Origin of the sequence: Dysgonomonas sp. PH5-45 (assembly GCF_029893235.1) — a bacterium.
GTDB lineage: Bacteria > Bacteroidota > Bacteroidia > Bacteroidales > Dysgonomonadaceae > UBA1309.
Genome location: NZ_JARXWE010000019.1, coordinates 1 through 26151, shown reverse-complemented (window position 1 = coordinate 26151; position 26151 = coordinate 1). Strand labels below are relative to the sequence as shown.

Below are 26151 nucleotides of genomic sequence, written 5' to 3'. Positions count from 1 at the left end.
AAAAAAATTATGGAAGAACTAAAGAATGAACAACAACCCGTTTGGAAACGGATTCTGCCTCATGCAATAGCCGTCGTTTGTTTTCTACTTATATCGGTGGTGTATTTCAGCCCCGTTTTTCAGGGAAAAGTTCTGCCTCAGGGCGATGTTCAGCAATTTGAAGGTTCGGCACAGGAGATTGTCGATTATTATAACAATGAAGGAGAATCTACGGCATGGACAAACTCTATGTTTTCGGGTATGCCTGCTTATCAGATAGGTATTTGGGGAGGCAGCCCCAACTTTCTCGACTATCTCGACGCGCCCTTGAAAGCCCTCGGGGCAGGTACGGCTGGTCCTCTGTTCGCTTCGATGCTGATGGCTTATATACTGTTCTGTCTTATGGGCTTCAAACCTATAACAGCTGTGCTTGGCGCGGTTGCTTACGGGCTTTCGTCGTACAATATAATTATCATCGATGCCGGCCACGTTACCAAAGCGTGGGCTATTGCCTACATTCCCCTTATTCTGGCCGGGGTGGCGGGGCTGTTCCGCAACAAATATTTATGGGGAAGCTTACTGCTGGCTTTAGGTATTGCCCTCCAAGTAAAGAGCAATCACCTGCAAGTCACTTTCTATACGGGCTTGCTTTGCATAATGCTCTATGTTGGCTACATTGTAATAGAAATAATAAACAAAAAGTATAAAGCCTTACCCAAAGTCATAGGGTTTTCGTTGATAGCTGTTGCCCTTGCTGTTGCCTGCAACATAGGCGGATTGTACTCCAATTACGAAATGACGCGCGAAAGTACGCGCGGGCAATCGGAACTGACAACACCAACCGAAAGCGAAAAGAAATCGTCCGGGCTCGACAAAGATTACGCCTTTGCGTGGAGTTACGGAAAAGGCGAAACCTTGTCTTTGCTTATACCCAATATTCATGGCGGAGCAACAGGAGGCAAGGTAAACCCAAGTTCTAACCTGTACAAAGCAACGGCTGCACACGGACTTCAGTTACCGGCGGCTTTCTCGTATTGGGGCGATCAGCCATTCACATCGGGGCCTGTATATTTCGGAGCCATCGTCTGTTTCTTGTTTGTGTTGGGTATGTTTATTATCAAAAATAAACTTAAGTGGGTACTGTTTATAGCTACGATATTTTTCATTTTCTTGTCGTGGGGATATAACTTTGACGGATTCAACAGTTGGTTCTTCTACAATTTCCCATTCTACAACAAGTTTCGAACCGTGTCGATGGCCTTGGTTATTCCAGCCATTACGATGCTTGTTGTTGCCGTTTGGGCAGTGAACGACTTCTTTAGCGGAAATGCAGATAAATCGAAACTGAAAATCGCCTTGTTTATATCGGGCGGAATAACCGCATTCATATGCCTGCTTTTTGCTTTGATGCCTGGTTTATTTTTCGATTTCGCATCGAAAAACGACGTACAAATGCAAACACAAATCCATCAGATGTTCGGAGCCGAAGGTTGGACTTGGTTCAGCCAAGCACTGCATCAAGACCGCAAAGACTTGCTTTCGGCAGACGCTCTGCGCTCACTTGTATTTGTTGTACTGGCTACCATAGTTCTTTGGGGTAGTCTGAATATAAAATCGAAACAGGCGGAAATGATATTCCCCGCAATACTTGCCGTTTTGATACTTGCCGACTTATGGGCTATTGACCGCCGTTATCTGAACGACGACCATTTTCAGAACAAAGCTTCTTACATTGCACAGCAATTCCCAAGATCGGTTGCCGACGAAGCTATTTTGCAAGACAAACAACCATCGTACCGTGTGCTGAACCTCAATAATCCTTTCAACGAATCGGCCACGTCTTACTATCACAAATCGATTGGAGGCTATCACGCTGCTAAATTGAAGCGTTATCAGGAGCTTATCGACTACCATCTGACAAACGAAATCAACACGATAATAAATTCGTTCCGTACAAATAACGTTGACAGTATTTTGGGGTCGTTCGGTAAAACCCCGTCATTGAATATGCTTAATGCAAAATATATTATCTACAGTCCCGAACAGCCTCCTTTGCAAAACCCATATGCTTTGGGTAATGCATGGTTTGTTTCCGGTTTTAATTTTGTAGATAACGCCGATGCCGAAATAGCAGCATTAAACACGCTCAATCCTGCAACGATAGCCGTTGTTGATAAACGGTTCGAGAAAGATTTGGCGGGCTTCAAGTTCAGTGCCGACTCTGCGGCTACAATCACTCTGACAACGTATAAACCCAATAAGCTCGTCTATAAGTCGAAAGCCAATAGTGAACAGCTTGCCATTTTTTCGGAAGTTTACTATGCTAATGGCTGGCAAGCATACATAGATGGCAAGGAAGCACCCCATTTCCGTGCCGACTGGACACTCAGAGCCATGAGGGTTCCGGCCGGAGAACACGAGATTGTATTCGCGTTCGAACCTCACGACTACCTGCTTTGCAGAACCATTACAACAGCCAGTTCGGCCATATTGGTGTTGGCTCTGTTAGGCTCGGTTGGCTTAGGTATATTCAGAAAAAGAAAAGAGTAAACCGGATGTTTTATGAAAAGGATTTCGGTCATATTCTGCACCTACAACAGGGAAAAATATATCTATAAAGCTATAAAAAGCATTGTAGATCAGAATTATGACCACAACAAATACGAAATCCTGCTCATAAATAATAACAGCACTGACCGTACAGGCAGTTTGTGTAAGCAAGCCCAGCTCGATTTTAAATTTGCGGACATACGTTATTTCGAAGAATCGAACCAAGGGCTTTCGTATGCCCGGAACAGAGGGATTGAAGAAAGCCTGGGCGAAATTGTAGTTTTTGTTGACGACGATGCCACAGCATTCGAGCATACGTACCTTTCGTCGATTGACGATTTTTTCGCTCAATATCCCGATGCAGGCGCTTGTGGAGGTCCTATAATTCCGGTATATGAGGCCGACAAACCCGGATGGCTTTCCCACTTTACCGAAGAGCTGATAGGCGGCAGGCTTTATAAGGGGACGAAAATAAAACCCTTCCGCAACGGGAAATTTCCCGGAGGAGGTAATTCGGCATACCGTAAAGAGATTTTCGACAAGTACGGACTTTTTAATGTCGACCTCGGACGTAAAGGCACAGGCCTGATAGGAGCCGAAGAAAAAGACCTGTACGACCGTTTGCGCAAAAACGGCGTTTCGTTTTACTACCTGCCCCAGATGGGTATTCACCATTATATATCGGCAAAAAAACTTACTGGCGAACATTTTAAGGAACTCACATACTCTATCGGCAAGAGTGAAAGGATACGTACAAAAGGTATTTCGGACGATGAATATAAAAAACGCGTCCGTGCCGAGTATAAGAAATGGGTAGCCTCCCTTGTGCTTTTTGTAGCTTATACATTGACCTTTTCGCCACAAAAAGGCTATAAACTACTACAATTCAGGTGGAACGTAAGCCGTGGGTTGATGGGCAAATAAAGGTTGTATGGCAGAGTTAGCTACAACTTATTCTCAAACGATAAAGAATTTAGCCCTCGCTTCGGGATTCGATGCCTGCGGTATCTGTAAGGCCGAACCCGTGGGAACGGAAGCCCGGCTGTTGATGGAATCGTGGCTCAAGGTGGGCAATCAGGCAACGATGGACTACATGGAGCGTAACCTCGAAAAACGTTGCGACCCCACTCTTTTGGTAGACAATGCCAAATCCATTATCTGCCTTGCCTTAAACTATTACCCTCCGCACTTACAACCCCAAGATGCACCCCAATTTGCTTACTATGCCTACGGCAAAGATTACCACGATGTGATGAAAAGCCGTATGCAGAGCCTGTTAACGCAAATACAAGACTTAATACCCGACACCCGTGGGTGTGTGTTTTGCGACACAGCTCCCCTTCTGGAACGGCACTGGGCTGCCAAAGCCGGACTGGGCTTTATCGGGAAAAACACAATGCTTATTATCCCCGGGAAAGGCTCTTATTACTTTTTGGGCGAAATAATTATTGACAAAGAACTGGAATACGATGCCCCCGTCACTAAAAACCTATGCGGCACATGTACCCGCTGCATGGAAGCATGCCCTACCAAAGCCATAGAAAAGCCTTATCTGTTGAATGCCTGCAAATGTATATCATATCAAACCATCGAAAACAAAGGCGAAATAGACAGTTCCGTAATCCCCTTCTTAGGAAACCGTATTTACGGATGCGATGCCTGCCAGCAAGCCTGTCCGTGGAACAGGTGCGCGCATCCACATGAGGTTAACGAATTCATCCCCAACGAAAAATTCAGAAACCTATCTTTTGCCCAACTGGAAAACATGAGCGTGGAAGAATATCAAGAAATTTTCCGTAAATCGGCAGTTAAAAGAGCCAAATACCAAGGTTTGCGCCGTAACTTGGAAGGCATATATAAAGCAAAAAAAGGATTCGAACATTAATCCGAATCCTTTTTCTTAATTATTTTTTGTCAGAAAAATCTGGTGTTTCTCAAATACCTAAATCCTTACAGATAGCCTTTATTTTTTCGTCGGCCGCTACGTTTACCGCATCATAATCGGCTCTCGATGGCAATTTAGACTGTGTCTCGATATAAAACTTGATTTTAGGCTCAGTACCCGAAGGGCGGATAGAAACCTTTGTTTTATCTTCCGTAAAATATTGCAACACATTAGATGTTGTGGGCATCTCTAAGGTATAAGTTTCGTTAATGGTGTAATCGTGTGCCTTTAGTGTAGCAAAATCCTTCATAAGGATTACTTTCGAACCGGCAATCTCCTTTATTGGGTTGTTGCGGTAATCCTTCATCATTTGCTCTATTTCTTCGGCTCCCGATTTTCCTTTTTTCACTACCGATACGCCTTTTTCTTTAGAGAACCCATACTCAACATAAATATCTTGCAACATTTCGTAGAGCGTACGTCCTTTATCTTTGCACCATGCGGCAATTTCGGCAAACAATATGGCTGCCGAAACAGCATCCTTGTCGCGAACAAAGTCTTCGGCCAGGAAGCCGTAGCTTTCTTCGCCACCGCCAATATATGTGCGTTTGCCTTCAAGCTCTTGCATGATTGCGGCAATCCACTTGAAGCCGGTGTAGCATTCAAACATTTCTACTCCGTTCTTTTCTGATATTGTTTGAGTAAGCGCGCTGGTTACAATTGTACGCACGGTGTATTCGTTGCCTGTGAGGCGTCCCGATTCTTTCCAACGTGTAACGATGTAATAAATCAGAATAATCATTGTCTGGTTACCGTTCAACAGAACAAAATTACCATTATTGTCACGGATACCAGCACCAAAGCGGTCGGAGTCGGGGTCGGTGGCAAATACCAATTCTGCTCCTGTTTCAATAGCCCGTTCTATTGCCATAGCCATAGCAGCAGGTTCTTCGGGGTTTGGAGACACTACTGTTGGGAAATTTCCATCAACAACCGACTGTTCGGGCACATCTATAATATCAGTAAAGCCACATGTCCTGAGTGCCTTGGGTACAATCATTGTTCCCGTTCCATGGATAGGTGTATATACAATCTTGGTGTCCTTGTGGCGGGCAATGGAGTCGGTAGACAGAAGCACAGCCTTTATATCTTCAACAAACGAATTGTCTATTGCTTCGCCTATAACTTCTACAAGTGCCGGATTGCCTTCAAACCTGATTGCATCGACCGAATTAATCCGGTTCACCTCACCTATAATATTTTTATCGTGCGGAGGAACCACCTGCGCACCATCATTCCAATAAGCTTTATAACCATTATACTCCTTCGGGTTGTGCGATGCTGTTATTATCACACCACTTTGGCATCCCAACTTGCGGATGGCATACGACACTTCGGGGGTTGGCCTCAAGTCTTCAAAAATATAAGCCTTTATGCCGTTAGCCGAAAAAATATCGGCAACAATATGTGCATACTTCTTGCTGTTGTTCCGGCAATCGTACCCGATTACAACTTTTATTTGGTCTAATGTCGAAAATTCTTTCAGCAAATAATTTGCCAAGCCTTGAGTTGCACTACCAATCGTGTATTTATTAATCCGGTTTGTGCCTGCGCCCATAATGCCACGCATGCCTCCTGTTCCGAATTCCAATTCCCGGTAAAAAGCGTCGATCAACTCCGTTTTATCTTCGTTGTCGAGCATACTCTGTACCTCTTTTTTTGTTTCCTCGTCATAGTTTCCGGTCAGCCAAATCTTGGCTTTTTCTACTACTTGGGTCAATAATTCGCTATTTTCCATTAGGCTATTATTTTGATATTTAATTTTTCAGGTTAACATGAAACAAATATAGTATATTTCCTGCTAAGGAAGATTTGTTTATGTTAATTTTTCATTTTTAATGAAACTGATTCTTTTTGCCTTTTCCGTATTGATTAAATATTTACCTTTGTTTATCACCTTTGGCTGTATCTTGGTAAATTACATATAAATGGACGATACCTACAAAACAATAAAAGAGACCTCGAAAGCTATTTTTACGGAACAAAAAAGCAAATTCATATCATATGCTATCCCTATCAATCGGGTTGATGAGGTTAAACCCATATTGGAAAAATACAGAAAAGAATATTACGACTCGCGTCACGTATGTTGGGCATACATGTTGGGAGCCGACCGTAAAGAGTTTAGGGCAAACGACGATGGCGAACCTTCCGGAACAGCCGGCAAACCGATATTGGGGCAAATAAACTCGAACGAATTGACCAACATACTTGTTCTGGTGGTACGTTACTTTGGAGGAATAAAACTGGGAACAAGCGGACTCATTACCGCCTACAAAGCCGCCGCTGCCGAAGCCATCGGCCAAGCCGAGATAGTGGAACGGACGGTCGATTGCGATATATCCTTCCGTTTCGAATATCCTTTCATGAACGATGTAATGAAAATTGTAAAAGATATGGACGCCACAATCCTTAAGCAAGAATATAACACAGATTGTACTATGGACTTACGGATAAGAAAAGCTGATTTCGAAACACTCCAGAATAGGCTAAAGAAAGTTGAAAGTTTAAGCTTCCCGGACTAAACATCACTTCCTTTCCTTATATACCATATATGCCAGAACAAGAATAGGCACAAACATAATTGCAATGTAAACGGCATTCACATATATAGCCTCCGGAACCATAATCAGGGCAAGCACCAAGCCTATAACCGCCCCACCCAAATGAGCCTCGTGCCCGATATTGCCCAACTGGCCTTTCATGGCATAGATAGAAAACGCAAGATAGAGTATTGCGAAAATCCATCCCGGTATAGGAATCGGTATGAAGAAGAAAGCTATACCAATTTCGGGGTATAAGGCTATTGTAGCAAACAAAACACCCGTCACTCCACCCGATGCGCCAATGGCACTGTAATGAGAGTTTTTCCGATGAAAGTAAAGACTCAATAAGCCCCCACACAATATTGCCGCCAGATAAACAGCCACAAAATAAACTGTTCCTACAAAAGCTATCAGCACTTTGGCAAAGAAATAGAGGGTAAGCATATTGAAAATAAGGTGCATCATGTCTCCATGAAGCAGAGCCGACGACATCACCCTGTCCCATTGCTTATCGTGCAATATGGCTCCCACATTAAACTTCATTCTGTCGAAAAGAGCCTGATTGCTGAACCCTATCAGGCTTACTATGGTGGTTACCGCTATTATTCCCAAAGTTATGGGTGCTATATTATTCATCGTTTTTTTTGAATTTGTACAAAAGTACATCTTTTGCCAAAAAGACTTATTACAAAAGTCCGTTTTTTGGCGTATAGGGATTATGTTTGTTAAAAAATATTCGCTTTATTTGTAGTTGTAACTTCAAAAAAAATAAAACAATATGGATTTTTGGATTATAATGCTCATTGCCGTAGGGTTCATATACTTTATCAATACCGCAAACAAGAAAGCTATACAAAACCAACAAAAAAAGAATCAAGAACACACTTCGGCTGCAGGCCAAGCGAACAACTCGCCTCACAATGCCGGTACCCACAAGCAAATAGAAGTACTGAAAAGCCTGAAAGGATTTAATCCAAAACAGATAATGATAAGCAAAAGCGATTTCTATGTTTTTGCCGCCGACGAAAAAGCCGGAAAAATAGCCTTTGTATGCGATGACCTAAAAGCATATATGATTCCTTTCGGAGATATCCTTTCGTACGAAGTTATATCAGAAAACGCTGATTATAAAGACAGTCAGGCTTTGGGTATACATCCCTATGTTGCAATCGACATAAAGACTACCAACAATAAAACAACAACTCTGGAATGCTTCGATATAAACCATCTGACCACAAGGCAAAACAACCCGATATACAATGAATTGAAAATAAAGATGATTTATGCCGAAGAGATGACCGTGGTGAAGCAAATATGCCAATGGTTAGATTTTATACTGCGCGAAAACGAAAAAGCAAAAAAACGCCCGCCACAAACAACGGTAGAACCCAAACAACAAGAATCGAAACCTCAACAACCGGTTACACCACAACCCAAAGCAGTACCGCAACCTGCTGTTTGTGAACCTGTGATCGAACAGAAACAAGAAGAACAGGCAAGTTATGCCAAAGAAGCCCCTGCTGATATCGCTCCTTCAAACACAGATATACCCAAACCCTCTTTGCCGAACGAACAAGAATGGGATCTGGAAGAAGAAATGAAACGTAGAGCCAGCCAGAAGGAAGAGATTACGGATAAGATTAAAGTTTCGGTCGATCAGGTTGAAACCCTTTCGCGCGGTGCTATGGTCGATTTAGAGCTTATCTCTATTCTGAGCGATGCCCGCATGAGAGGCGAAACAGAGGTGTATCTGCCAACCAATAAATGGGCGGAGATACAAAAAAATATACTTCTGGAGCGAGACGAGATAAAACAAATGGCCGATTTTCAGAGTAGCGACATCAGCTATACATCAATCGAATACCAGCCACTCAAAAACGACGAACCTGCTCAATCTGATGAAGGAGAAGACAATAAAGAACAATAACCCTTTATTTTTTTTAGAACTGCTGTAAATACAGGCTTAGGTTTTCTTCCCGGCTCAGGTTCATTTTTTTCCGCAACCTGCTTCGGGCTATTTCAATGCTTTTTACGGATTGGAATGTGATGGACGATATCTCTTTTGACGACATATTCAGATGGATCAACGCACACAACTTTTTCTCGTTCGGGCTTAGGTTTGGATGCTTATTCAACAAACGCGTGTAAAAATCTTTGTGCATATCCTGAAACAGAACATTAAACTCGTTCCAAACAGAGTCTTCTATATTCAACTTCATTTCTTTGATAGCTGATTTCAGTTGCCCCGAATCAGTCCCTTTCAATTCCGATACATCTTCAATAATAGAAGTGACAAACTCATTTTTCTTCAGAAGATACATCATGTGCGTGTCCAGTTCGTTATTCTTATATTCAAGAGACTGTTTTAGCTGTTGGTTTTTCAACTCCAGATTTTCGTTCTGAAGCGATAGGCTTTCTTGTTCCAGCAGGTTTTTTTTGTTTTTGATACGTTGGTTTCGGTACAAAAGAAAAAATACAAACAAAAGGAACAAGAGGAATATAGCTATAAATACCGTAACGAGCGTTCTTTGCTCTTTTTCCGCTATCAGTATCCGCTGTTTCAGATCGTTTTCCCTTAGCTGTTTTTCAAGCAAATATTGCAGTTCTGTTTTTGCTATTTCATTTATTTTTTCCTTACCGGCAATACTGTCTTTTAGCACATTGGTAAGTTGTAGCATTTTCATAGATTGGTAGAAATCTCCCTCTTGTTCATATATCTTGGCCAAAGATTCGGTCGATAGCATTTCAATACGAATGTTTTGTCCTTCGCGGCTCATTTGGAGCGCCATATTTAGTTCTTCAAGGGCTTTATTCTTGTCGCTTTTAAGAAAGTAGCATAACCCCAAATTATAATGCACACTCGACATTCCAGACAAATCGTTGAGTTTGGAACGTACCTCAAGCGATTTTCTGTAAAAGCCCATAGAAGTAGAGAAGTTGTCTAACTCCCAGTTTATTATCCCCAAATTATTATACAGGGAAGCATAATAGGCGGGATTGTCAATTTTTACCGGATAGTTTAATGCCTTGTTACAATAATAGTATGCGCTGTCTAAATTTGCGGCATCAATCCAGGCCGCGCCAATATTATTGTAGATAAGAAGCCTGTTTTCGTGTATCAAACTGTACGATTTATCTTTGCTATAAATCTCTTCGGCCTTTTGCAAACTCCTGTTGAAGTACGAAAGTGCCTTCTGAATGTCTGTTACAGTCATACATACCCCTATATTACGATAGAGCGATGTGTATTTCTTCAATAAATCAATATTTTTATCCTGTTCGTTTGCTTCGTCAAGTATATTGAGCATTTTGAAGTAATAATCTATCGAAAAAGAATAGTTGCGTGTCCTGTATAGAAGTTCCGCTATTTTTCCGTATATTTCATATTTAAAATCAAGGTTTTTACGATCTTCCGCCAGTTCTAAAGCCTCATTCAGGTATATCAAAGCAGAATCGTAGGCAGGAGTATCTTTTTCGCAAAATGATTTTGCTATGTTTATGTTTCGGACAATGCCGGATGTATCGGCATCATTACCGAAAATAGGCGAAGCATAACATACCGAAGTAAAAGCGGAGAAAAATAAGAATAAAAAAAGCGTTTTCGTTTTAATAGCAGCCCTCCCTCCGAGGTTTATTATAGATTGTGTACGATTATCGGAAATCATCATATTTAACTTAATTAAAAAACTTTTCTTAAAGGTCAATAGGGTACGATAGCACATTATCTTTTTGACAAAATATAAAAAACAAATATATAAAATTGTTTTCAAACAATCCATTTTGTTAACAATTACTATACATGACCCAAGGGATGATATAGGTACCTATTGAGTTAAAATATAAGTAATGTTGTAGAATATAAAATAAGTGAATTTTTTTATATATATATGATAATTAAAGAATTAATATTTAATAAATTCAACTTGTAGAGTTTTTGTAGAGTTTTTATTTGCCATAATATTAGCAAGAATACAAAATTTATAACAATATTTGTGTATTGACGTATTTCAAAATTCAATTTATTCCGTTTTACGGTCGTCAAAATTGAAAAACACAGAATTCTGATATAGTTATATTATGCCTTCGTTAGGCTTGTAGACATATCAAACTTGCCGGAATATGAATAGCCATACCGACATTGTAATTCGGATAACGAAAAAACTTTTTGAGGTGCAGATTCATTGCACACAGCTTTAAAAAAATGAGTTTGGAATTATAATAAATAAATTAAAGAAAATGAAGAAAAGTTTACTTAAGCTAACTTGGGTTCTTTGTTTGGTTTTTTGCGGACACTGTTTTTTGCAGGCGCAATCTCTATCACCCAGAAACCTAAGTTATGAACGGACATCGCGCGATGCTATAAAATTGGCATGGCAAGCTCCAAACAGCAATCAGGCATATTCTTTATACGACCTGACAGAGTGGATCCCTCAAACCTATTTTTACACACGTTCGGCCTCGTTGGCTATACAAGAGACGATGATTTCGGATGGGAAGTATATTTATTCTACATCGATAAATAACAAGGCTGGAGAGTTTCTGATATTCGATATGTCGGGAAATTTCTTGAAAACTATATTAATAGAAGGGCTGCCCCAGATTTATAAAATGACTTACGATGGTAAATATTTTTATGGAGTAGCCTACGATAAAGCCGGTATTTATAAGATTGATATCAACAACAAGAAAGTGGTGTCAATAATATCAACACCGATGAGACTTATGCATATCTGCTATATACCCACACTAGATGGGGGCAGAGGAGGTTTCGAGGCAGGAAATCCCAGTAAAGGATACTACCTGAAAATGGATGGGACATACCTGTCTGATGGGCCAAACTATTCAGATTACACAGCTTGTACCTCTACCGCATACTACGATGGTAAACTTTACGCGTTTTGCCAGCTACCAGGATCGATAAAAGGTATTGTGGAATTTGATGTAGCAACAACCAAACCAACCGAAAAAATCCTTGACATGGGCTATCTGGAGGGGCAGGCAGGCATAACAGACAGTCAAATGGCTATAAACCTCAGCTTTGTGGAAAGCCCCAACGGAACGATGAAGGCTATAGCATTATTCTATTATACAACAGATATCACCGCCGGATCGGTTGTAAGTTTTTTCGAAATAGGAAAACGAAACAGTCTGGCAAACCTTCAGGGGTATAACGTTTATAAAGACGGAACTAAGCTCAATTCAGGTTTAATATCGCCTGATGTATTTTCTTACGAAGACAGTGGCTTGCAGGAAGAGACAAACTATCTGTATTCGGCAAAAGCTGTCTATAATGGAGTAGAATCATCCGCAAGCGAAGCTCTCGCTGTGCGGTTGGAGGCATCCAATATTCTGCCTTTGACCGAGGATTTTTCTGCCGAAGAAGGGCTTCTCTCTAATTATTGGACAGTAACCTCCGGGGCAGCCTCTCCCGCATGGACTATTTTGGAGGATGCAGCCAGCGTGGGCGGAGATACACCTTATATAACATATACCTATACAAGTGGCAGTTACAATCAATATCTTGTATCAAAACTACTGAAAGCTCCGGCATCGGGCACAGTGAAACTGCGTTACGACATCGCATGTAACCCGAATGGTCTTGTAAACGAAAGACTATCGGCCGAGGTTTATGTTGATGGTGCGTGGAAAGCGGTTGCGGCCGATTTATCGTCGGCTGTTTCAGCATGGCAGACAAAAGAATATGATATAACATCACTCGTTCAGGGCAAGGAGTTTCAGGTACGCTTCCGCGCGTCGGGTATAGGTGGCGGCAGAGCTTACAATTGGTATTTAGATAATATCAGGGTATGGAATGCCGAGTATGCGGTTTACGGAGGATCAGTAAAAATGGTTAACGATCCTTTTGATGGAGCCACTGTGAGGTTGGAAAAAGCAGACGATCCTGGAACTGTTTACCAAGCAACGACCTTGCCTGATGGAACATTCTCTTTTTCAGGTGTCGAAAAAGGAACTTACAAGCTTATCGTCATGAAAGATGATATCCCATATTTTGCGATAGATGAATATGTTATAAATGCGGATAATACCAACGCCTTGATAACGGTTCCCAAGTCGAGCGTAGAAACAGATACAACTCCTATACAGGTATTGATGAGCCAGAATAAAACGCGACAACTGGAGTTGCCATTGTCTAATACCGGCCACAAAACCATAGAATGGTCTGCCATTGTAGAATATGCCAATACAGGAACAGGAAAAGAAATAGGTATGAACAATATAGCTGTTGCCCCATCTTGGGAACCAACCAAAACATTCAATACCGGAAAATCAACAGAAGCATATATAACGCTTCATCAGAACCATATTTACTCTATTGGCGCTGTGAGTTATAATCCATCTTCTTTTGTATTGAACAAATACACAACCGATGGGCTTTTGGTTGAAGCTTATACAATCAGCACACCTTATGCTAATGTTGCAGGATTGGTGAGCGATGGCAACAAACTGTATCAGATAACCTCTGTATTATACGACGGAACTCCTTCTAAACTGATACCAATTAATTTTGAAACCCAAAAGGTGGATGAGGCCAATGCAATTGTTACCGACAATAACGAGATAGAACGTGTACTTTATGCTACGTACGACCCTGTGAATGACGGTTTTTATATAGGATCGGAACACGTTGTATATAGAATAAACAGAGCAGGTAAAGTACAAGATACTTATAATGGCATAGTAGGCACAGTGACCAGAGGGGTAGTTCTTGACACATTCAGCAAGGATGGTCCGTATCTTTGGTTATTCTGCCAAAAAACGCTGCCCGACCACGGAGGATCTACTGATGTTGTAAGTTTATTACAGTTATCGTTAAAAACAGGCGAACTTACCAATACGTCGCACTCTCCGATGGATGTTCCCGGATATGATGGTTCTTTAACTTCCGCGCCTGCGGGCTTCTTTGGTACAACATCTTTGATACCGGGCTATTTTACGATAGGGGGAGCTATGAGTTTTTCGTCTCCGATGAAGAAAGAAAAAACGATGTATTTCTTATACAACATGTTCCCTTACGAAAATTGGATAACCCTACAAGAAAAAGACGGAAAAATGGATCCCGGCTCATCGGACAATATGGTGTTTGAACTAAATACCGGCAATTTGAACGATGGTGATGAAAGAGAAGGTACTCTTGTTATCAAGTCCGATTATTATGGAGCGGATGTTCAGATACCGGTGAAACTGATTGTTGATAACGATGGCGAGGAAAACTGCTTCTCTCCAAGCGGACTGAACGCAACCGTAACCCCATCCTATCAGGTAAATCTGTCTTGGGCTCTGGCATCGGAAGCAACGCAAGTGAAAGGATATAAGTTATACAGAAACGGTGTTTTGATAAACAAAGACCTGATAACAACAAAAAACTATACGGATGCAACACCCGGCATGGGAGAGCAAAAATATACCGTAAGAACTGTTTATGAGTTTGGCTGCGAGTCGTACGATTCGAACGAAGCGACAATCTTTGTTGAAAACCCCTCTATCGTGCAAAAAGTAGACAACCTACAAGCCGAGGTTATAAACCAACGTCATACACAACTGAGCTGGAAAACACCACAATATGGCGATGGTATATTTGACGATTTTGAAACCTACAAAGCCTTTGCCATAGATAATATCGGAGACTGGAAACTTGTTGATGGTGATAATTCATGGACATATATGTTCGGCAACTTGGCTTTCCTTAATCAGGGTTACAAGATGGCCTATATCGTATTCAATCCCAAGCAGTGTGCTCCGGCATCTTCAATAGCGACTCACGATGGTAAGAATCAAGTGCTGGCATGTTTCTCGTCGAATGTAGATAAGCTGGCAAACAACGATTGGTTGATAAGTCCGGAATTGTCTTTAGACAGAGACTTCGAACTATCTTTTATGGCCAAAACGCACCTACCTACCTATGGTGCTGAAAAAGTAAATATAGGCTACTCGATGACTGGCAATGCCCCCGAAGATTTTGTTTTTGTAAACGGAGAAGTACCAATTAACATAGGTGATATTTGGTGGCGATACGAATACCGAATACCGGCAAACGCCAAATATGTGGCAATAAATTGTGTAAGCCAGAACAACTTCATGCTGATGCTGGATAATATTTATATAGGATATCCTGAATATTATTCCGATTTGAAGGGGTACAATATCTACCGGAACGGAACGAAGGTAAATGATGCTTTATTGAACTCGAACATCTATATGGATTATAACCTCGAAGACGGAACATATACTTACGAAATTGAAGCTCTGTTTGCTAACGGAACATCATCGAAAGCTCAAACCGGCTTGTTAGTTATTAATAATAGTCACGAGGCAACACCGCCCCGCGATTTGACTGGGGAAGTCAGTTCGGACAATATCGCCGCATTAACATGGACACCTCCCTTGTGGGCAGGGCAAGACCAATTGAGATACGACAACGGAATACCGTATAGCAGTACAGGTAGTGAAGAAGATGTAGAGCAATTGATAGGTATCAAATGGAATAACTCGGAGTTGGACGCATACCAGGGATATACTATTGCCGGAGTTCAGTTCCATATAGCCGAACCAGTGCCTTATGCTGTACCTTTCTTGTTCGAAAACGGAACTTTGGTAAGAGTTGGAGACGAGATGCAGGTAGAATCGGGTAAGTACACAACCTACATGTTCGATACTCCGGTGATGATTAAACCCGAAGCGGAATATATAATCGGTTACGCAACTAATCCTGCCGAAGGAACGTACCCATTCTCGTACGATGCAGGACCATCCACACCCGGAAAGAGCGATTTGGTTTCGACAGACGGCAGAAATTGGTATTCGCTATTCGCAACACAAGGTGGTGCGTATAACTTCAATTGGAATATCGCTGCTATTGTTGAGCTTAGAGGTACAATAGACGGTGATTCGTACCGTTCCACGCCTGTTTCCAGCAGAATAGCGAAAGACAATGTAACGATGCCAATGCCTAAACACAGGCAAAAGCTACAACCTGCCACTAATAAACCGCCAATGTTCACTCCAAATGCAACAACCGATAAACTGCTGGGATATAACATCTACCGAAACGATGTGAAGATAAATGATACTCCGCTTCGGGCACTCAACTATGTTGACGCAGAACCGTTGTCAGAGTCCAGAAACTATTTCGTAACCGCAATTTATGAAACAAGCGGAGAGAAAGCATCTAATAGAATAACGCTCAGCACTATGGGAATGGACGAAGACCAAGGCGTTACTTTGGTTTATCCTAATCCGGTAAAAGATGAGCTTTATGTAAAAGGAACATATAATTCGTTGTCGCTGATTTCGGCCGAAGGAAAAGAAGTATATAACAGACAGGGCTCAGCGGTAGGTGTTTCTAAAATAAACGTACAAAACCTTCCTGACGGATTCTATTTGTTGTTGCTGAAAACAGGCGATAAAACAAAATACTATAAAGTGATAATACAGAAATAAGTATAAGTCTTAAATCTAATAACCAAATTTATTTATTCAGTTAAATTGTATGAACATGAAAAATTTCAGAGTAATGACACTGATGTTGTTAGCACTGTTTTCAAGCATTAGCTTGAAAGCAGAGGCTCTGAAGCAAAACTTCAATGATAATTTTGCTTCGAGTAGCTACACAACATCCACGACCGATGGCTGGTCTTATCAGAGTCTGGCCAGAGAGACGTACGCTGCCAATGTTTTTGAAGGCACAGCAGCGGTAACCTTATACACAAGGAGTACCGAAGGTTCTTTGTTAGCAAACCTGACATCTCCTGCCAAAACAGGTGGAGTGGGTCTTGTTTCGTTCTGGTACAAAAGTTACAGAACTACCACAAGTATAGCTAACTACGAGTTAGAAGTTCAGGTTTCGGCCGATAACATTACCTTCACAACAGTAGAAACCGTGTTGGTCAATGCTGCGGACGCAACCACATACAACCGTTTTTCTAAGGTTATAAACCGAACCGATGCAAAACATGTAAGGATAGAAGCAAAACAGCTTTCGACCGATGCGTATATCAACATCGACGAGTTTGTAATCACGGATGCTGTATCCGGAGGTAGTGCTGCCAATGTGAACATTTCTTTCAACGGAGCTGAGGGAGAAATTAATGTTACAAATAGTAAGCATATAACCATAAATGGTACAAATGTATCGGGCGACCTGACAGTTTCGTTGAAAGCCGCCAATTCATATTTCTCACTGTCTTCGGACAAAGTGACAGTAACAGGCACACAAGCTAATCAAGGGTATAACCTGCCTGTTACGTTTATCCCCCGAAGCAAATATCTGGCTCACGATACTTTGGTAATATCCGGTAGCGGCATGCCTGAAATGATGTTCCCTATCAAGGCTGTCGCTTTAGAGCGCACCATGGGTGAAAATTTTAACGACAGCTCAATACCCACTTATCCCTCTACCTTCAATTATATGGGTTGGAATATCACGAACGGTAGCCGGGTTTCTTCAACAAATTCCATCTACGAAGGTTCGGGGTCGCTCCGTTTCTACACATCAGTAATATCTCCTAAAAAGGCGGGTGGTATAGGCGAAATATCTTTTGTATATAGAGCCGAAACAACTACCAACCAAGTGGAATGTGTTATTTATACCTCACCCGACGGAGTAAGCTGGATAGAAGTAGATACCTTTACGGCAACCAGCGAAGACTTCCAACTCTATCGGAAAATGATAAACGATCCTTATGCTAACTATGTGAAGTTGGTTACAACAAACAATACATCGTCACATACCCTTATTATAGACCTATTTGTTGTTACAGAAAACAATAGACCTATGGCAACAGCTTCGGTTGGTACAACACGTTTCGAAACCACTTCTGTGCCATACGCGTTCAATGTACCTGTTTCGTTCGAGAATATATTGGCATACGATGTTAACCTGTCGGTAGCACAAAATCAATTTGGGTTAGAAAAAACCACTATTCCCGCAATAGAAGCAGTAGGAACAATACAAATACCGATGACATACACTCCTCAGGAAGGTAGTAACTTTGCTCAGGATACGCTTGTTATATCTGGTGGTAACCTACCTTTTGTACAAAGAGTTCCTATTACGGTGTACTACCTGTCCGACATGATATTTTCAGGCTTTGACGCGATGTGGGGATTATCGTATCCTGGAAATTATATAACAGATGGAGGTTGGGTTGTCAAAAACGGTTCGCGCGCCACAGGCACCAACACAGCCTTGAAGAGTGCGGCAGCGGTTTCCTTGTCTCAAAACGGTACTCTTGTATCTCCCCCTAAATCGGGTGGAATAGGTAGTATAGAGTTCTATGGTAAGGTGGCATCCGGAACAGCCGATATTATTGTTGCTATCTCGGAAGACGGAAACACGTGGACAGACAAAGAGACAATATCTGTTTCCTCTTCCACTTATATTTCACACAAATTGAATATAAATGATGCAACAGCCAAATATGTTCGTTTTTTAGTTACATCAAATATAAGTTATATTACTTTTTATATAGATAATGTTACGATTATGAAAAACGGAACAGGCGTAGCTGATGTAGAGCAGTTGGCAGTTCCTGTTTTTGAAGCGAAAAAGAACGAAGAATCGACAAAGAATATCGACCTGAAAGGAGCTAACATTACCACAGACGTAAATGTAAGCTTAGCTTCGGGAACAGCATTCTCTCTGAAAGACATTTCGTCTATTCCGGCTGCATCAATTAATAATAAAACTTATAGCCTGCCACTAACATTCAATCCTCAGGCAAACGGCTATATACTCGATACGCTTATTATTTCGGGCAAGGATTTGTCGTACAAACGTCATATTCCGCTCGAAGGTTATGTATTACGAAGCAATGCTCATCAGGACTTTAATGGAGCTTGGGTATTCGAAAACAATGTAAATAACATAAGCGGTTGGAAAACCTCCGGAACAGCAAATACATCTTCAAGTATGCTTTATGATGGAACAAAAGGGCTTTCGCTTTCGGCAAGCAACATGAATGGCGCTTACCTATTGTCTGTTCCCAAATCGGATGGAGTTGGCATCATTTCTTTCCAATACCGGTCCGGATCGGCTATAGACGTAAAAGTGTTTACATACAAAGATCTGTCGGAAGAACCGAAAGAAGTAGATTCGTTTAGCACTTCTGCGTCGCAAACTTATGCTTTGTACGAAAAAGTTGTAGACGATGCCGATGCGAAATACGTGGAAATACGTTTGCCTAAACATTCGAATTATGTGACTCTGTATATGGACGAGGTTGCTATCACAGCTTCGGGCAAAAAAATACCTGTTGTAACAATACCTGAAGTAGTAACAATAGATACTTATCCGAACGAATCGAAGAGTAAATCGTTCCAGTTGGATTTCGAGAATGTAGAGCAGGATGTTACTATGTCTTTGCTTGACGGAACAAAGTTCAACATAGGTAAAACCCTTATAGAAACAGATGGTACTATCCAGACAGAAACTATTGCGGTTGATTTTATTCTTAACGAAAACGACGATCTGAAATTTTATCCCGACACTATCCTTATTGACGGAGACGGCTTAATGAAACCTTTGTATGTGCCTTTGGCCGGTGTTGTGATGCAAGATAATTTGTTCCAAGATTTTGAAAAAGAAGGATGGCTTCCAATGGAAGGAAACACAAATCTTGATGGATGGGTAATGACTGCTGCCAGGAGAGATATGATGGCTAAGAAAGAAGGAACTTGTGGTCTTACGCTTAATTTCACCAAAACAAAAATCGGAAGTATAACTTCTCCTCCAAAATCGGGTGGTGTTAATGAGATAGAATTCTATTATCGCAATACGGCTACCGGTGGTTTTGATGTATTGGTTTCGGCCGATGGTGAAAACTGGATAGAAATAGACAACGTTACTTTACCATCATATAGTACCTCTTTTGAGCTTTATAACAAAAAAGTGGCCGATGCCGACAGCAAATACGTTCGTATACAAACACACTTTGGTACAAGCACATACAATTCTTCTTTATACATAGATTCGTTGTCTATAACAGGTATGCCTTACTTGAGGCAGGTAGGAACTGTCGACTCTGTCGATACTGAAATACTTCCGGTAAATATTCCTGTGAAAGTCGCGGGTATCCTCAAATCGGATGCAAGTATTACTTTGAAGGGTGGAAGCGAATCAGTATTTACGCTGACAAAACAGACGCTTACTCCAGCCGATGTAACAGGCGGAACTATTGTTCCATTCGAATTGACATTCACTGTTCCGGAAGACCAATCGGGCGAATATGCCGATACTGTGGTTATCTCGAACGAAGATGTTGAAACCATAGAGATTCCGGTGTATGTTAATTATACACAACCATTCACCGGCCAAAACGGAGAATCGTTGATACACGGAAACGATTTTGAGATACAGGCTTCGATAGGCTCCTGGAAAACATTCGACTTGGATGGTAAAGCCCTGTCGTTCCACTATACGGGCAATCCGAAAGGCTGGTTCTGGAATTACGAGAGCATTGCCGATATGGAAGGCAACAAGGTTCTTTCGGCCTCATCAACGTTTATAAACAATACTCCCGACAATATAACTCCCGCCGACGACTGGTTGTTTACACCGGCTTTGGTTGTACCCGAAACCGGAAGCTACGAAGTATCGTGGGATGCACGTTCGTTGCACGAACTGTTCTTGGAAAGCTATGAAATGAGGGTTATAGAAGACGATATTCTGTCGGAACTGGAAGCCGGATTTACAGAAAATACGCCTTTGGCTACGGTTTCTGAAATACTTGTCGAAAATTCAGACCTCATTCTTTCTGTTGTAGAAGAAAGTAAGGACTGGAATCACCGTTTCATAAGCCTGAATCCTTATAAGGGAAAAACAGTGAGAGTTATTTGGCGACATATTTCTGAAAACAAGCATACCTTGCATATCGACAACTTCAAGTACTATTCGCAGGTATTGGATGTTCAGTTTACCGAGTTGCCTGATATAACTTATACTCAGGTTCCTGAATTTGCAGTGAAAGATGTTTCGCCCGTAGCCAAAGTTGCGGTAACAAACGGAGGTACAACCAACTTGAATAATGTTTCGATAACCGTAAACGCATACGATGCAAACGACGTATCGCTTTATTCTAAACAGTTTGGCGCAACCACTCTGGAAGCGGAAACTCCATTCTATGCAACAACCGATAATGCATTCAGCTTATTAAACAACAAACGTTATTATTCTGCAACAGTAACTTCGGACGAAGGTTATACTAAAACAGTAAATACCGGATTCTACGAAGGTACAGTACTTACAGATAGCGTGTATGCTTGGGATAATGGTGATGTAACAGGCGGAGTATATTCTTCGAGCATGGGCTTCGAGGTTGGGCAAGTATTCCCAGTATCGGTAGACTCATGGCTATGGTCGGTAGCATTCCGATTGACAGAAAATACAACTGCTACATCGGTTAAACTGAATGTGTACAAAATGGAAGGCGATGATATGACACTGTTGACTACCGTCGATGCCACTACAACCACTCCTGCAACAGCAGCTACTTATGTGGCACAAATAGATAGAAACGACATTCAATTGCTTGCCGGCGAAAAGTATTTCGTATCATTGGCACAAACTAATGGCGAAGAACTTTACCTGGCAAAAACAAGCAACGAAATATCGTCGATAGCGGCTTATTATACAACTAAGAATGCCGAATGGACTTGGTTAGACAAAGACCATACACTTTATTTACGTCTGAATGTTTCGGAAGAGCAAAAAATGGGAATAGAAGGTACAACAGCAAACAATGTTGAAGTTTATTTCGCTAAAGACGGAAATATTTGCATATCGGGAGCCGTTGCAGGAACACCTGTATCTGTTTACGATGTGAAAGGACAACCGCTATATCAGTCTGTTATTGGCAGCGAAAACGAGCGTCTTAACGTAAATGTTCCGAATGGAGTTTATGTGGTTCGTCTTGGAGAAGCAAGCCATAAAGTTGTAAAATAAATTTTCACGGTCAATGAAACCAACTACATTATAGCGTTTCATTTTTAATCAAAAACTCTCGGGTCAGATATCAGAATTTACGTTCTGGTATTTGACCCGAGTTATTTTTGGCATCGTTACCCTATTTTTCAGGTAACGGATTTCTAAGCACGCAATAGAAGTTCTACTTTCGGGGTAGTCTTTCTTTTAGTTGTTTAAGTAAAAGTTATCTGTAAAATTCAAATTCGAACGAGAGACTATCGTAAACTTCCCTCTCAAGAGGATTGCCCGATTCTTTCAAGTTCTCTGTCATTTGCAGAATATAGGAGGCTATATCTTTATTGCTTCGCCCGAGCCTTTTCAAGGCTAACAGAGCGGCGTTTCGCAAAGACATGTCGGTATCGGAAGCATCAGTTATCAGATTTTTCAACTCTTTAAAATTGAACAGAAAAGAAGCATCGGCAATCAACAACGACGCCAACAACCAATAAGCAGTAGTACGGTAATTGGTTAAATCACTGTTTCCCCACTCGCCAACAAGCGCAGAGGCATAAGGCAGATCGCAATACAAATTGCGGCAAATCTGTTCCCTTATCTCTTGATTTTTTATATCTGCCAACCACCTATCGGCAATATCCCGGGTAAACATACCAATGGGAAAAAGCAAGGTTGCCAGAATTTTCAGTTCACGGGTGTTTTCTGCCCACAACCTTTCGGCAAGTCCCGCATCGGGAATGTATTTTGTCGATATATCTTTAATTTTCTGTACAGGTACACCAAAATTCAGCTTATACTCTAAGCCATGCTGGCGCATGCTCGACGAAGCAATTCCATTCATAGCCAAACGGCACTGACGGCGTATATCCTGCAGAGTGCCGTCTATTTCCTGTGATGTCATCATGATTCGTAATCGACTGCTATACGGCTGGCTACGGCTTCGCGGATGAAGGGCAGTACAGCCTGATGAAGCGGATGGTTTTGGTAATAATCGAGAGCCTCATGCGATGCTACTTCCGAATAAAGAGCCAAGTCGTAATTTCCCGCCGATTCAAGAAAATTTATACCTACTTCAATTTTCACGAGCCCTTCAATCTGTCCGCTCAGGGCTTCAAGTTTTTCCTTTATCAACTTTGCGTTGGTTTCAGCACTATTGCCGTGTGCCTCTTCCTTCAGTTTCCAAAATACGATGTGTTTCACCATAACGTTTCTTATTTTATAGTTTTGAGGGGCAAAGATACAAAAAGGAAGCCTGCATTGCATAAAAAAGAATGCGAGGCTTCCGGTTTTGTTATGGAGTAATTTTATTTCAGTGAGCTGAATATTGGTACTATCAGATCTTCGTACTGTTGTTCGGTTCCCGGCTGATAAGAAAGGATGGCTGTAACAAACTCGTTGCCAGAAAGAATTGATTTCTGATAAAACAGATTTCCGTTAGAATCTATACCCGTAACAAAGTAAGATTCGTCGCTAAGTCTGTTATCTTTTACTTTTCTGCCGGTTAAGTTTTCGTTGATATCTTCGTTGTATGCTTCTTGAAGGGAAAAGCCTCCGTTGTTGACAATTGTTCGCGAATCGCGATATACACGCAGCTCGTTGCATTTATCTTCCGACAGAAAAATCTGTCCGTCTCCACTATCCGATTCACCTTGAGGGAAAAATATAGCCGTCGGGTAATTTATACAAAAACCGTATCTGCCATTGCAATAAGAACTGTAACGAGGCATCAAAGAGTCTTGTTCTACAACGTTGGGCACTTGTCCCTGAATCTGTTCTTTCGGGTTTTTCTTACATCCGGCTAAAGCTATGGCACAAAAAAGGATAACAAGAATAGATGTTTTTTTAAGCATATGCTTCAACGTGTTTTTATGGATATTGGTCTTAAAAGACTGCCTTTGACATTCGTACTCTCCAAAAGTAATTTTTTTTTCGGCAAATATCAAATAAAACAAAAGAGAACTGCTCGTCATGGGCAGTTCTCTTCCTCATATATCACTGTGGATTATTTATTGCATAGTATATACTTCTTCGCAAGGTTGAATAAGCACCCAGCCTGTTCCTTCAAACTTCATTTGGATACTTTCGCCACTGCCGCGGCCTATCAAAGTTTTGATAGATACATCTGTTTTGATGCTTGGTGTAAGGCTTCCGGACCATGCCACGGTTGCATTTGGGTCAGAATATACAGGTTCGCCCGGTTTTACTAACAAGGCCAAAGGTTCGCCATGGGTTGTGATAGCCACATGTCCTGTTCCTTTTAGGTTTACCTGAAACAAACCGCCACCTACAACGCCTGCCACCGATTTCATCATCTTGATGTTTTGCTCTATTGTAGATTCGAATGCAAGAATATCGTTGCCATTAACGTTAATAGATTCGTTTTCGAGATAGAGTATGCGTATCTTCTTTTTGTCGTCGGCAACATAAACACGGCCTGTTCCGGTTGCCGTCATAAGAGACGAACCTTCGCCGCTAACAGCTTTTTTCAGCAAATTGCCAATTCCTTGGCTTAGTATCCCTTGGCGCGAAAACTTCACATCACCAACATAAGCAACCATCGCCCCTTTTTTCATATTTACGGTCTGGTTGCTAAGGTTTACTTCCAACATTTCTTGTTTTTCAAGTTCAAAGAAATCATGTTTTCTTTCGTCTTGCGCACTTTCTTCGAGAAAAGCTTTTAGCGAATATTTATTCATAATTAGTAATTAAAAGATTGATTAATAAAAATTATAATTGTGTAAATGTCTTCCCTCTTTCCAGATAGCTCATATCGCCTACCGATTCTACTGTAAACTTTTCGTTTTGATAAACGACTTTGCATACCGAAGCATTTTGCAGATGGTCGGTTATCAGCTCGTGCGCGCCTAAAGCCCACATCATAACAAGGATTGTCATACCGTGCGATACTATCAGTATATCCCCGGTTCCTTTCAGTTTTTCTCGTTCCACTACTTCGTTCAGAGCTTTTAAGGAACGATGACACACCGTGTCGTAATTTTCAGCAATGTTAGCCTTATCTATCTTGGCAATGGTATCCAGTACTTCGCGATAGGTCAGTTCTTTGTTGCGGATACCTTGTGTTAATTCAGATGGTGATGTATAATGGTTATACAGAGACACATCCATCCACAGACGGGAATTGTGGTCTGACTCATAACTACCGAAGCATGCCTCGCGAAAGCCCTGCATTTCTATAACAGGAATATCCCCTTTTTCCATGGCTTCAAGTATCGTTTCGGCTGTTTGCCTTGTACGGCGCAAGTCGCTGCAATAAACGCTTCTGATATCAGCTGTGGAAAGACCTTTGCCCAACCAGCGGGATGTTTCAATACCTTCGGGAGCCAAAAAAGAATCGCACCAACCTTGAACCCGGTCGAGTGTGTTCAACAATGTTTTTCCGTGGCGTGTGATGTAGAAAGTCAGTTTTGTGTTGTCCATGCGTAAGCGAAAAATCTATAAATCCTTAGCAAATATTCAGTTTGTACAAAAAAAGGGTATTGATTAGCAAGATTTTTTTCAAAATTATTATAAATAATTGTATATACAAGATTTTCTTGAAAAAAAGGGAGAAAAAGTTTTTACACCTACGATATTTTCGTAGATTTGCGATATAAGCATATTTGTAATATGGAAAAACTAAGTTATCAAGAAGAAAATGTGATGCAATATGTTTGGCAACTGAAAGAGTGCGTAGTAAAAGATATACAAAAACTAATGCCCGACCCCAAACCGCCTTACACAACAATAGCATCGGTGGTAAAAAATCTGGAACAAAAAGGTTTTCTGAATGCCAAAAAGTATGGTAATGTTTATGTATATAGCCCTAAAGTGGAGGAAGACGAGTACAAAAAGACCTTTATGTCGGGCGTGGTAAAGAGTTATTTCGAGAACTCGTACAAAGAACTTGTATCGTTTTTTGCAAAAGAAAAAAAAGTTTCGAAAAAAGATCTGGAAGAAATAATTAGTATGATTGAAAAAGGGACGGAATCTCGAATATTTGGCGGATGATTATGTTATTCGTTCAACTGCCAGTAACCGCAAAGATTATCAATACCTTTTGTTAGGGTTAACCAATCCAAAAACAGCAGTTAATAAACTATATAATAATGCGAATCAGTATTTAAAAAATTAGATAAATAAAAGCGATGGCAATTTTGCCCATCGTATGTATGAGTAGTCCGGCAGTGGACCTTACT

16 protein-coding genes are annotated in these 26151 nt (G+C 41.2%); 8 read left to right on the top strand and 8 right to left on the bottom strand.

The genetic code is table 11. From position 1 onward, the window contains the following. Window positions 1-9: 9 nt before the first annotated feature. Genes M2132_RS08030 through queG form a run of 3 tightly spaced genes read left to right on the top strand, consistent with a single transcriptional unit; the run spans window position 10 to window position 4414 of the window. On the top strand, window positions 10-2529 hold the full coding sequence (locus M2132_RS08030; protein ID WP_280672842.1) for a YfhO family protein: 2520 nt from the start codon (window positions 10-12) through the stop codon (window positions 2527-2529). A gap of 12 nt (window positions 2530-2541) precedes the next feature. Next, window positions 2542-3453, top strand: a complete 912-nt coding sequence (locus M2132_RS08025; protein ID WP_280672841.1) for a glycosyltransferase — start codon at window positions 2542-2544, stop codon at window positions 3451-3453. A 7-nt stretch (window positions 3454-3460) separates the two neighbouring features. Continuing rightward, window positions 3461-4414, top strand: coding sequence for a tRNA epoxyqueuosine(34) reductase QueG (queG, locus tag M2132_RS08020; RefSeq protein ID WP_280672840.1), 954 nt, complete (start codon window positions 3461-3463; stop codon window positions 4412-4414). 49 nt (window positions 4415-4463) lie between these two features. On the opposite strand, the gene M2132_RS08015 is transcribed toward queG, so the two are convergent. Next, entirely contained in the window at window positions 4464-6212 is a 1749-nt protein-coding gene (locus M2132_RS08015; protein WP_280672839.1) for a phospho-sugar mutase, read from the bottom strand. Window positions 6213-6402: 190 nt separating this feature from the next. Between M2132_RS08015 and M2132_RS08010 the strand changes: the two genes are divergently transcribed. Continuing rightward, window positions 6403-6999 carry a YigZ family protein gene (locus tag M2132_RS08010; protein WP_280672838.1) on the top strand — a complete coding sequence of 199 codons (597 nt, stop codon included), beginning with the start codon at window positions 6403-6405 and terminating at the stop codon, window positions 6997-6999. Between the two features lie 3 nt (window positions 7000-7002). Here the strand turns inward: M2132_RS08010 and M2132_RS08005 are convergent, their stop codons facing one another. Beyond that, window positions 7003-7656, bottom strand: coding sequence for a rhomboid family intramembrane serine protease (locus M2132_RS08005; RefSeq protein WP_280672837.1), 654 nt, complete (start codon window positions 7654-7656; stop codon window positions 7003-7005). 142 nt (window positions 7657-7798) lie between these two features. Here M2132_RS08005 and M2132_RS08000 point away from each other — a divergent pair, with 142 nt between their 5' ends. Continuing rightward, window positions 7799-8947: a hypothetical protein gene (locus M2132_RS08000; protein WP_280672836.1), complete on the top strand. Its 1149-nt coding sequence runs from the start codon at window positions 7799-7801 to the stop codon at window positions 8945-8947. Window positions 8948-8960: 13 nt separating this feature from the next. Here the strand turns inward: M2132_RS08000 and M2132_RS07995 are convergent, their stop codons facing one another. Next, window positions 8961-10688 carry a tetratricopeptide repeat protein gene (locus M2132_RS07995; RefSeq protein WP_280672835.1) on the bottom strand — a complete coding sequence of 576 codons (1728 nt, stop codon included), beginning with the start codon at window positions 10686-10688 and terminating at the stop codon, window positions 8961-8963. 568 nt (window positions 10689-11256) lie between these two features. On the opposite strand from M2132_RS07995, the gene M2132_RS07990 reads away from it, so the two are divergent. Continuing rightward, a complete protein-coding gene (locus tag M2132_RS07990; protein ID WP_280672834.1) occupies window positions 11257-16479 on the top strand; it encodes a T9SS-dependent choice-of-anchor J family protein in 5223 nt (1740 codons plus the stop codon). Window positions 16480-16534: 55 nt separating this feature from the next. After that, a complete protein-coding gene (locus tag M2132_RS07985; protein WP_280672833.1) occupies window positions 16535-21979 on the top strand; it encodes a DUF6383 domain-containing protein in 5445 nt (1814 codons plus the stop codon). A 205-nt stretch (window positions 21980-22184) separates the two neighbouring features. Here M2132_RS07985 and M2132_RS07980 read toward each other — a convergent pair whose 3' ends face one another. The 5 genes from M2132_RS07980 to M2132_RS07960 form a co-directional block, all read right to left on the bottom strand. Then, a complete protein-coding gene (locus M2132_RS07980) occupies window positions 22185-22859 on the bottom strand; it encodes a DNA alkylation repair protein (protein WP_280672832.1) in 675 nt (224 codons plus the stop codon). After that, window positions 22856-23158 carry a Dabb family protein gene (locus M2132_RS07975; protein WP_280672831.1) on the bottom strand — a complete coding sequence of 101 codons (303 nt, stop codon included), beginning with the start codon at window positions 23156-23158 and terminating at the stop codon, window positions 22856-22858. The genes M2132_RS07980 and M2132_RS07975 overlap by 4 nt, the downstream gene beginning before the upstream one ends. 101 nt (window positions 23159-23259) lie before the next feature. After that, window positions 23260-23805, bottom strand: a complete 546-nt coding sequence (locus M2132_RS07970) for a hypothetical protein (RefSeq protein WP_280672830.1) — start codon at window positions 23803-23805, stop codon at window positions 23260-23262. A 156-nt stretch (window positions 23806-23961) separates the two neighbouring features. Then, window positions 23962-24651: an AIM24 family protein gene (locus M2132_RS07965; protein WP_280672829.1), complete on the bottom strand. Its 690-nt coding sequence runs from the start codon at window positions 24649-24651 to the stop codon at window positions 23962-23964. Between the two features lie 31 nt (window positions 24652-24682). After that, the gene (locus M2132_RS07960) at window positions 24683-25393 is read right to left on the bottom strand and encodes a histidine phosphatase family protein (RefSeq protein WP_280672828.1); all 711 of its coding nucleotides are present in this window, start codon (window positions 25391-25393) and stop codon (window positions 24683-24685) included. Between the two features lie 189 nt (window positions 25394-25582). Here M2132_RS07960 and M2132_RS07955 point away from each other — a divergent pair, with 189 nt between their 5' ends. Continuing rightward, on the top strand, window positions 25583-25963 hold the full coding sequence (locus tag M2132_RS07955; protein WP_280672827.1) for a BlaI/MecI/CopY family transcriptional regulator: 381 nt from the start codon (window positions 25583-25585) through the stop codon (window positions 25961-25963). Window positions 25964-26151: the final 188 nt, after the last annotated feature.

Bases quoted from the DNA above. Each gene is read 5' to 3' on its own strand.
- M2132_RS08030 (WP_280672842.1), top strand. From the start codon at position 10: ATGGAAGAACTAAAGAATGAACAACAACCCGTTTGGAAACGGATTCTG.
- M2132_RS08025 (WP_280672841.1), top strand. From the start codon at position 2,542: ATGAAAAGGATTTCGGTCATATTCTGCACCTACAACAGGGAAAAATAT.
- queG (WP_280672840.1), top strand. From the start codon at position 3,461: ATGGCAGAGTTAGCTACAACTTATTCTCAAACGATAAAGAATTTAGCC.
- M2132_RS08015 (WP_280672839.1), bottom strand. From the start codon at position 6,212: ATGGAAAATAGCGAATTATTGACCCAAGTAGTAGAAAAAGCCAAGATT.
- M2132_RS08010 (WP_280672838.1), top strand. From the start codon at position 6,403: ATGGACGATACCTACAAAACAATAAAAGAGACCTCGAAAGCTATTTTT.
- M2132_RS08005 (WP_280672837.1), bottom strand. From the start codon at position 7,656: ATGAATAATATAGCACCCATAACTTTGGGAATAATAGCGGTAACCACC.
- M2132_RS08000 (WP_280672836.1), top strand. From the start codon at position 7,799: ATGGATTTTTGGATTATAATGCTCATTGCCGTAGGGTTCATATACTTT.
- M2132_RS07995 (WP_280672835.1), bottom strand. From the start codon at position 10,688: ATGATGATTTCCGATAATCGTACACAATCTATAATAAACCTCGGAGGG.
- M2132_RS07990 (WP_280672834.1), top strand. From the start codon at position 11,257: ATGAAGAAAAGTTTACTTAAGCTAACTTGGGTTCTTTGTTTGGTTTTT.
- M2132_RS07985 (WP_280672833.1), top strand. From the start codon at position 16,535: ATGAAAAATTTCAGAGTAATGACACTGATGTTGTTAGCACTGTTTTCA.
- M2132_RS07980 (WP_280672832.1), bottom strand. From the start codon at position 22,859: ATGATGACATCACAGGAAATAGACGGCACTCTGCAGGATATACGCCGT.
- M2132_RS07975 (WP_280672831.1), bottom strand. From the start codon at position 23,158: ATGGTGAAACACATCGTATTTTGGAAACTGAAGGAAGAGGCACACGGC.
- M2132_RS07970 (WP_280672830.1), bottom strand. From the start codon at position 23,805: ATGCTTAAAAAAACATCTATTCTTGTTATCCTTTTTTGTGCCATAGCT.
- M2132_RS07965 (WP_280672829.1), bottom strand. From the start codon at position 24,651: ATGAATAAATATTCGCTAAAAGCTTTTCTCGAAGAAAGTGCGCAAGAC.
- M2132_RS07960 (WP_280672828.1), bottom strand. From the start codon at position 25,393: ATGGACAACACAAAACTGACTTTCTACATCACACGCCACGGAAAAACA.
- M2132_RS07955 (WP_280672827.1), top strand. From the start codon at position 25,583: ATGGAAAAACTAAGTTATCAAGAAGAAAATGTGATGCAATATGTTTGG.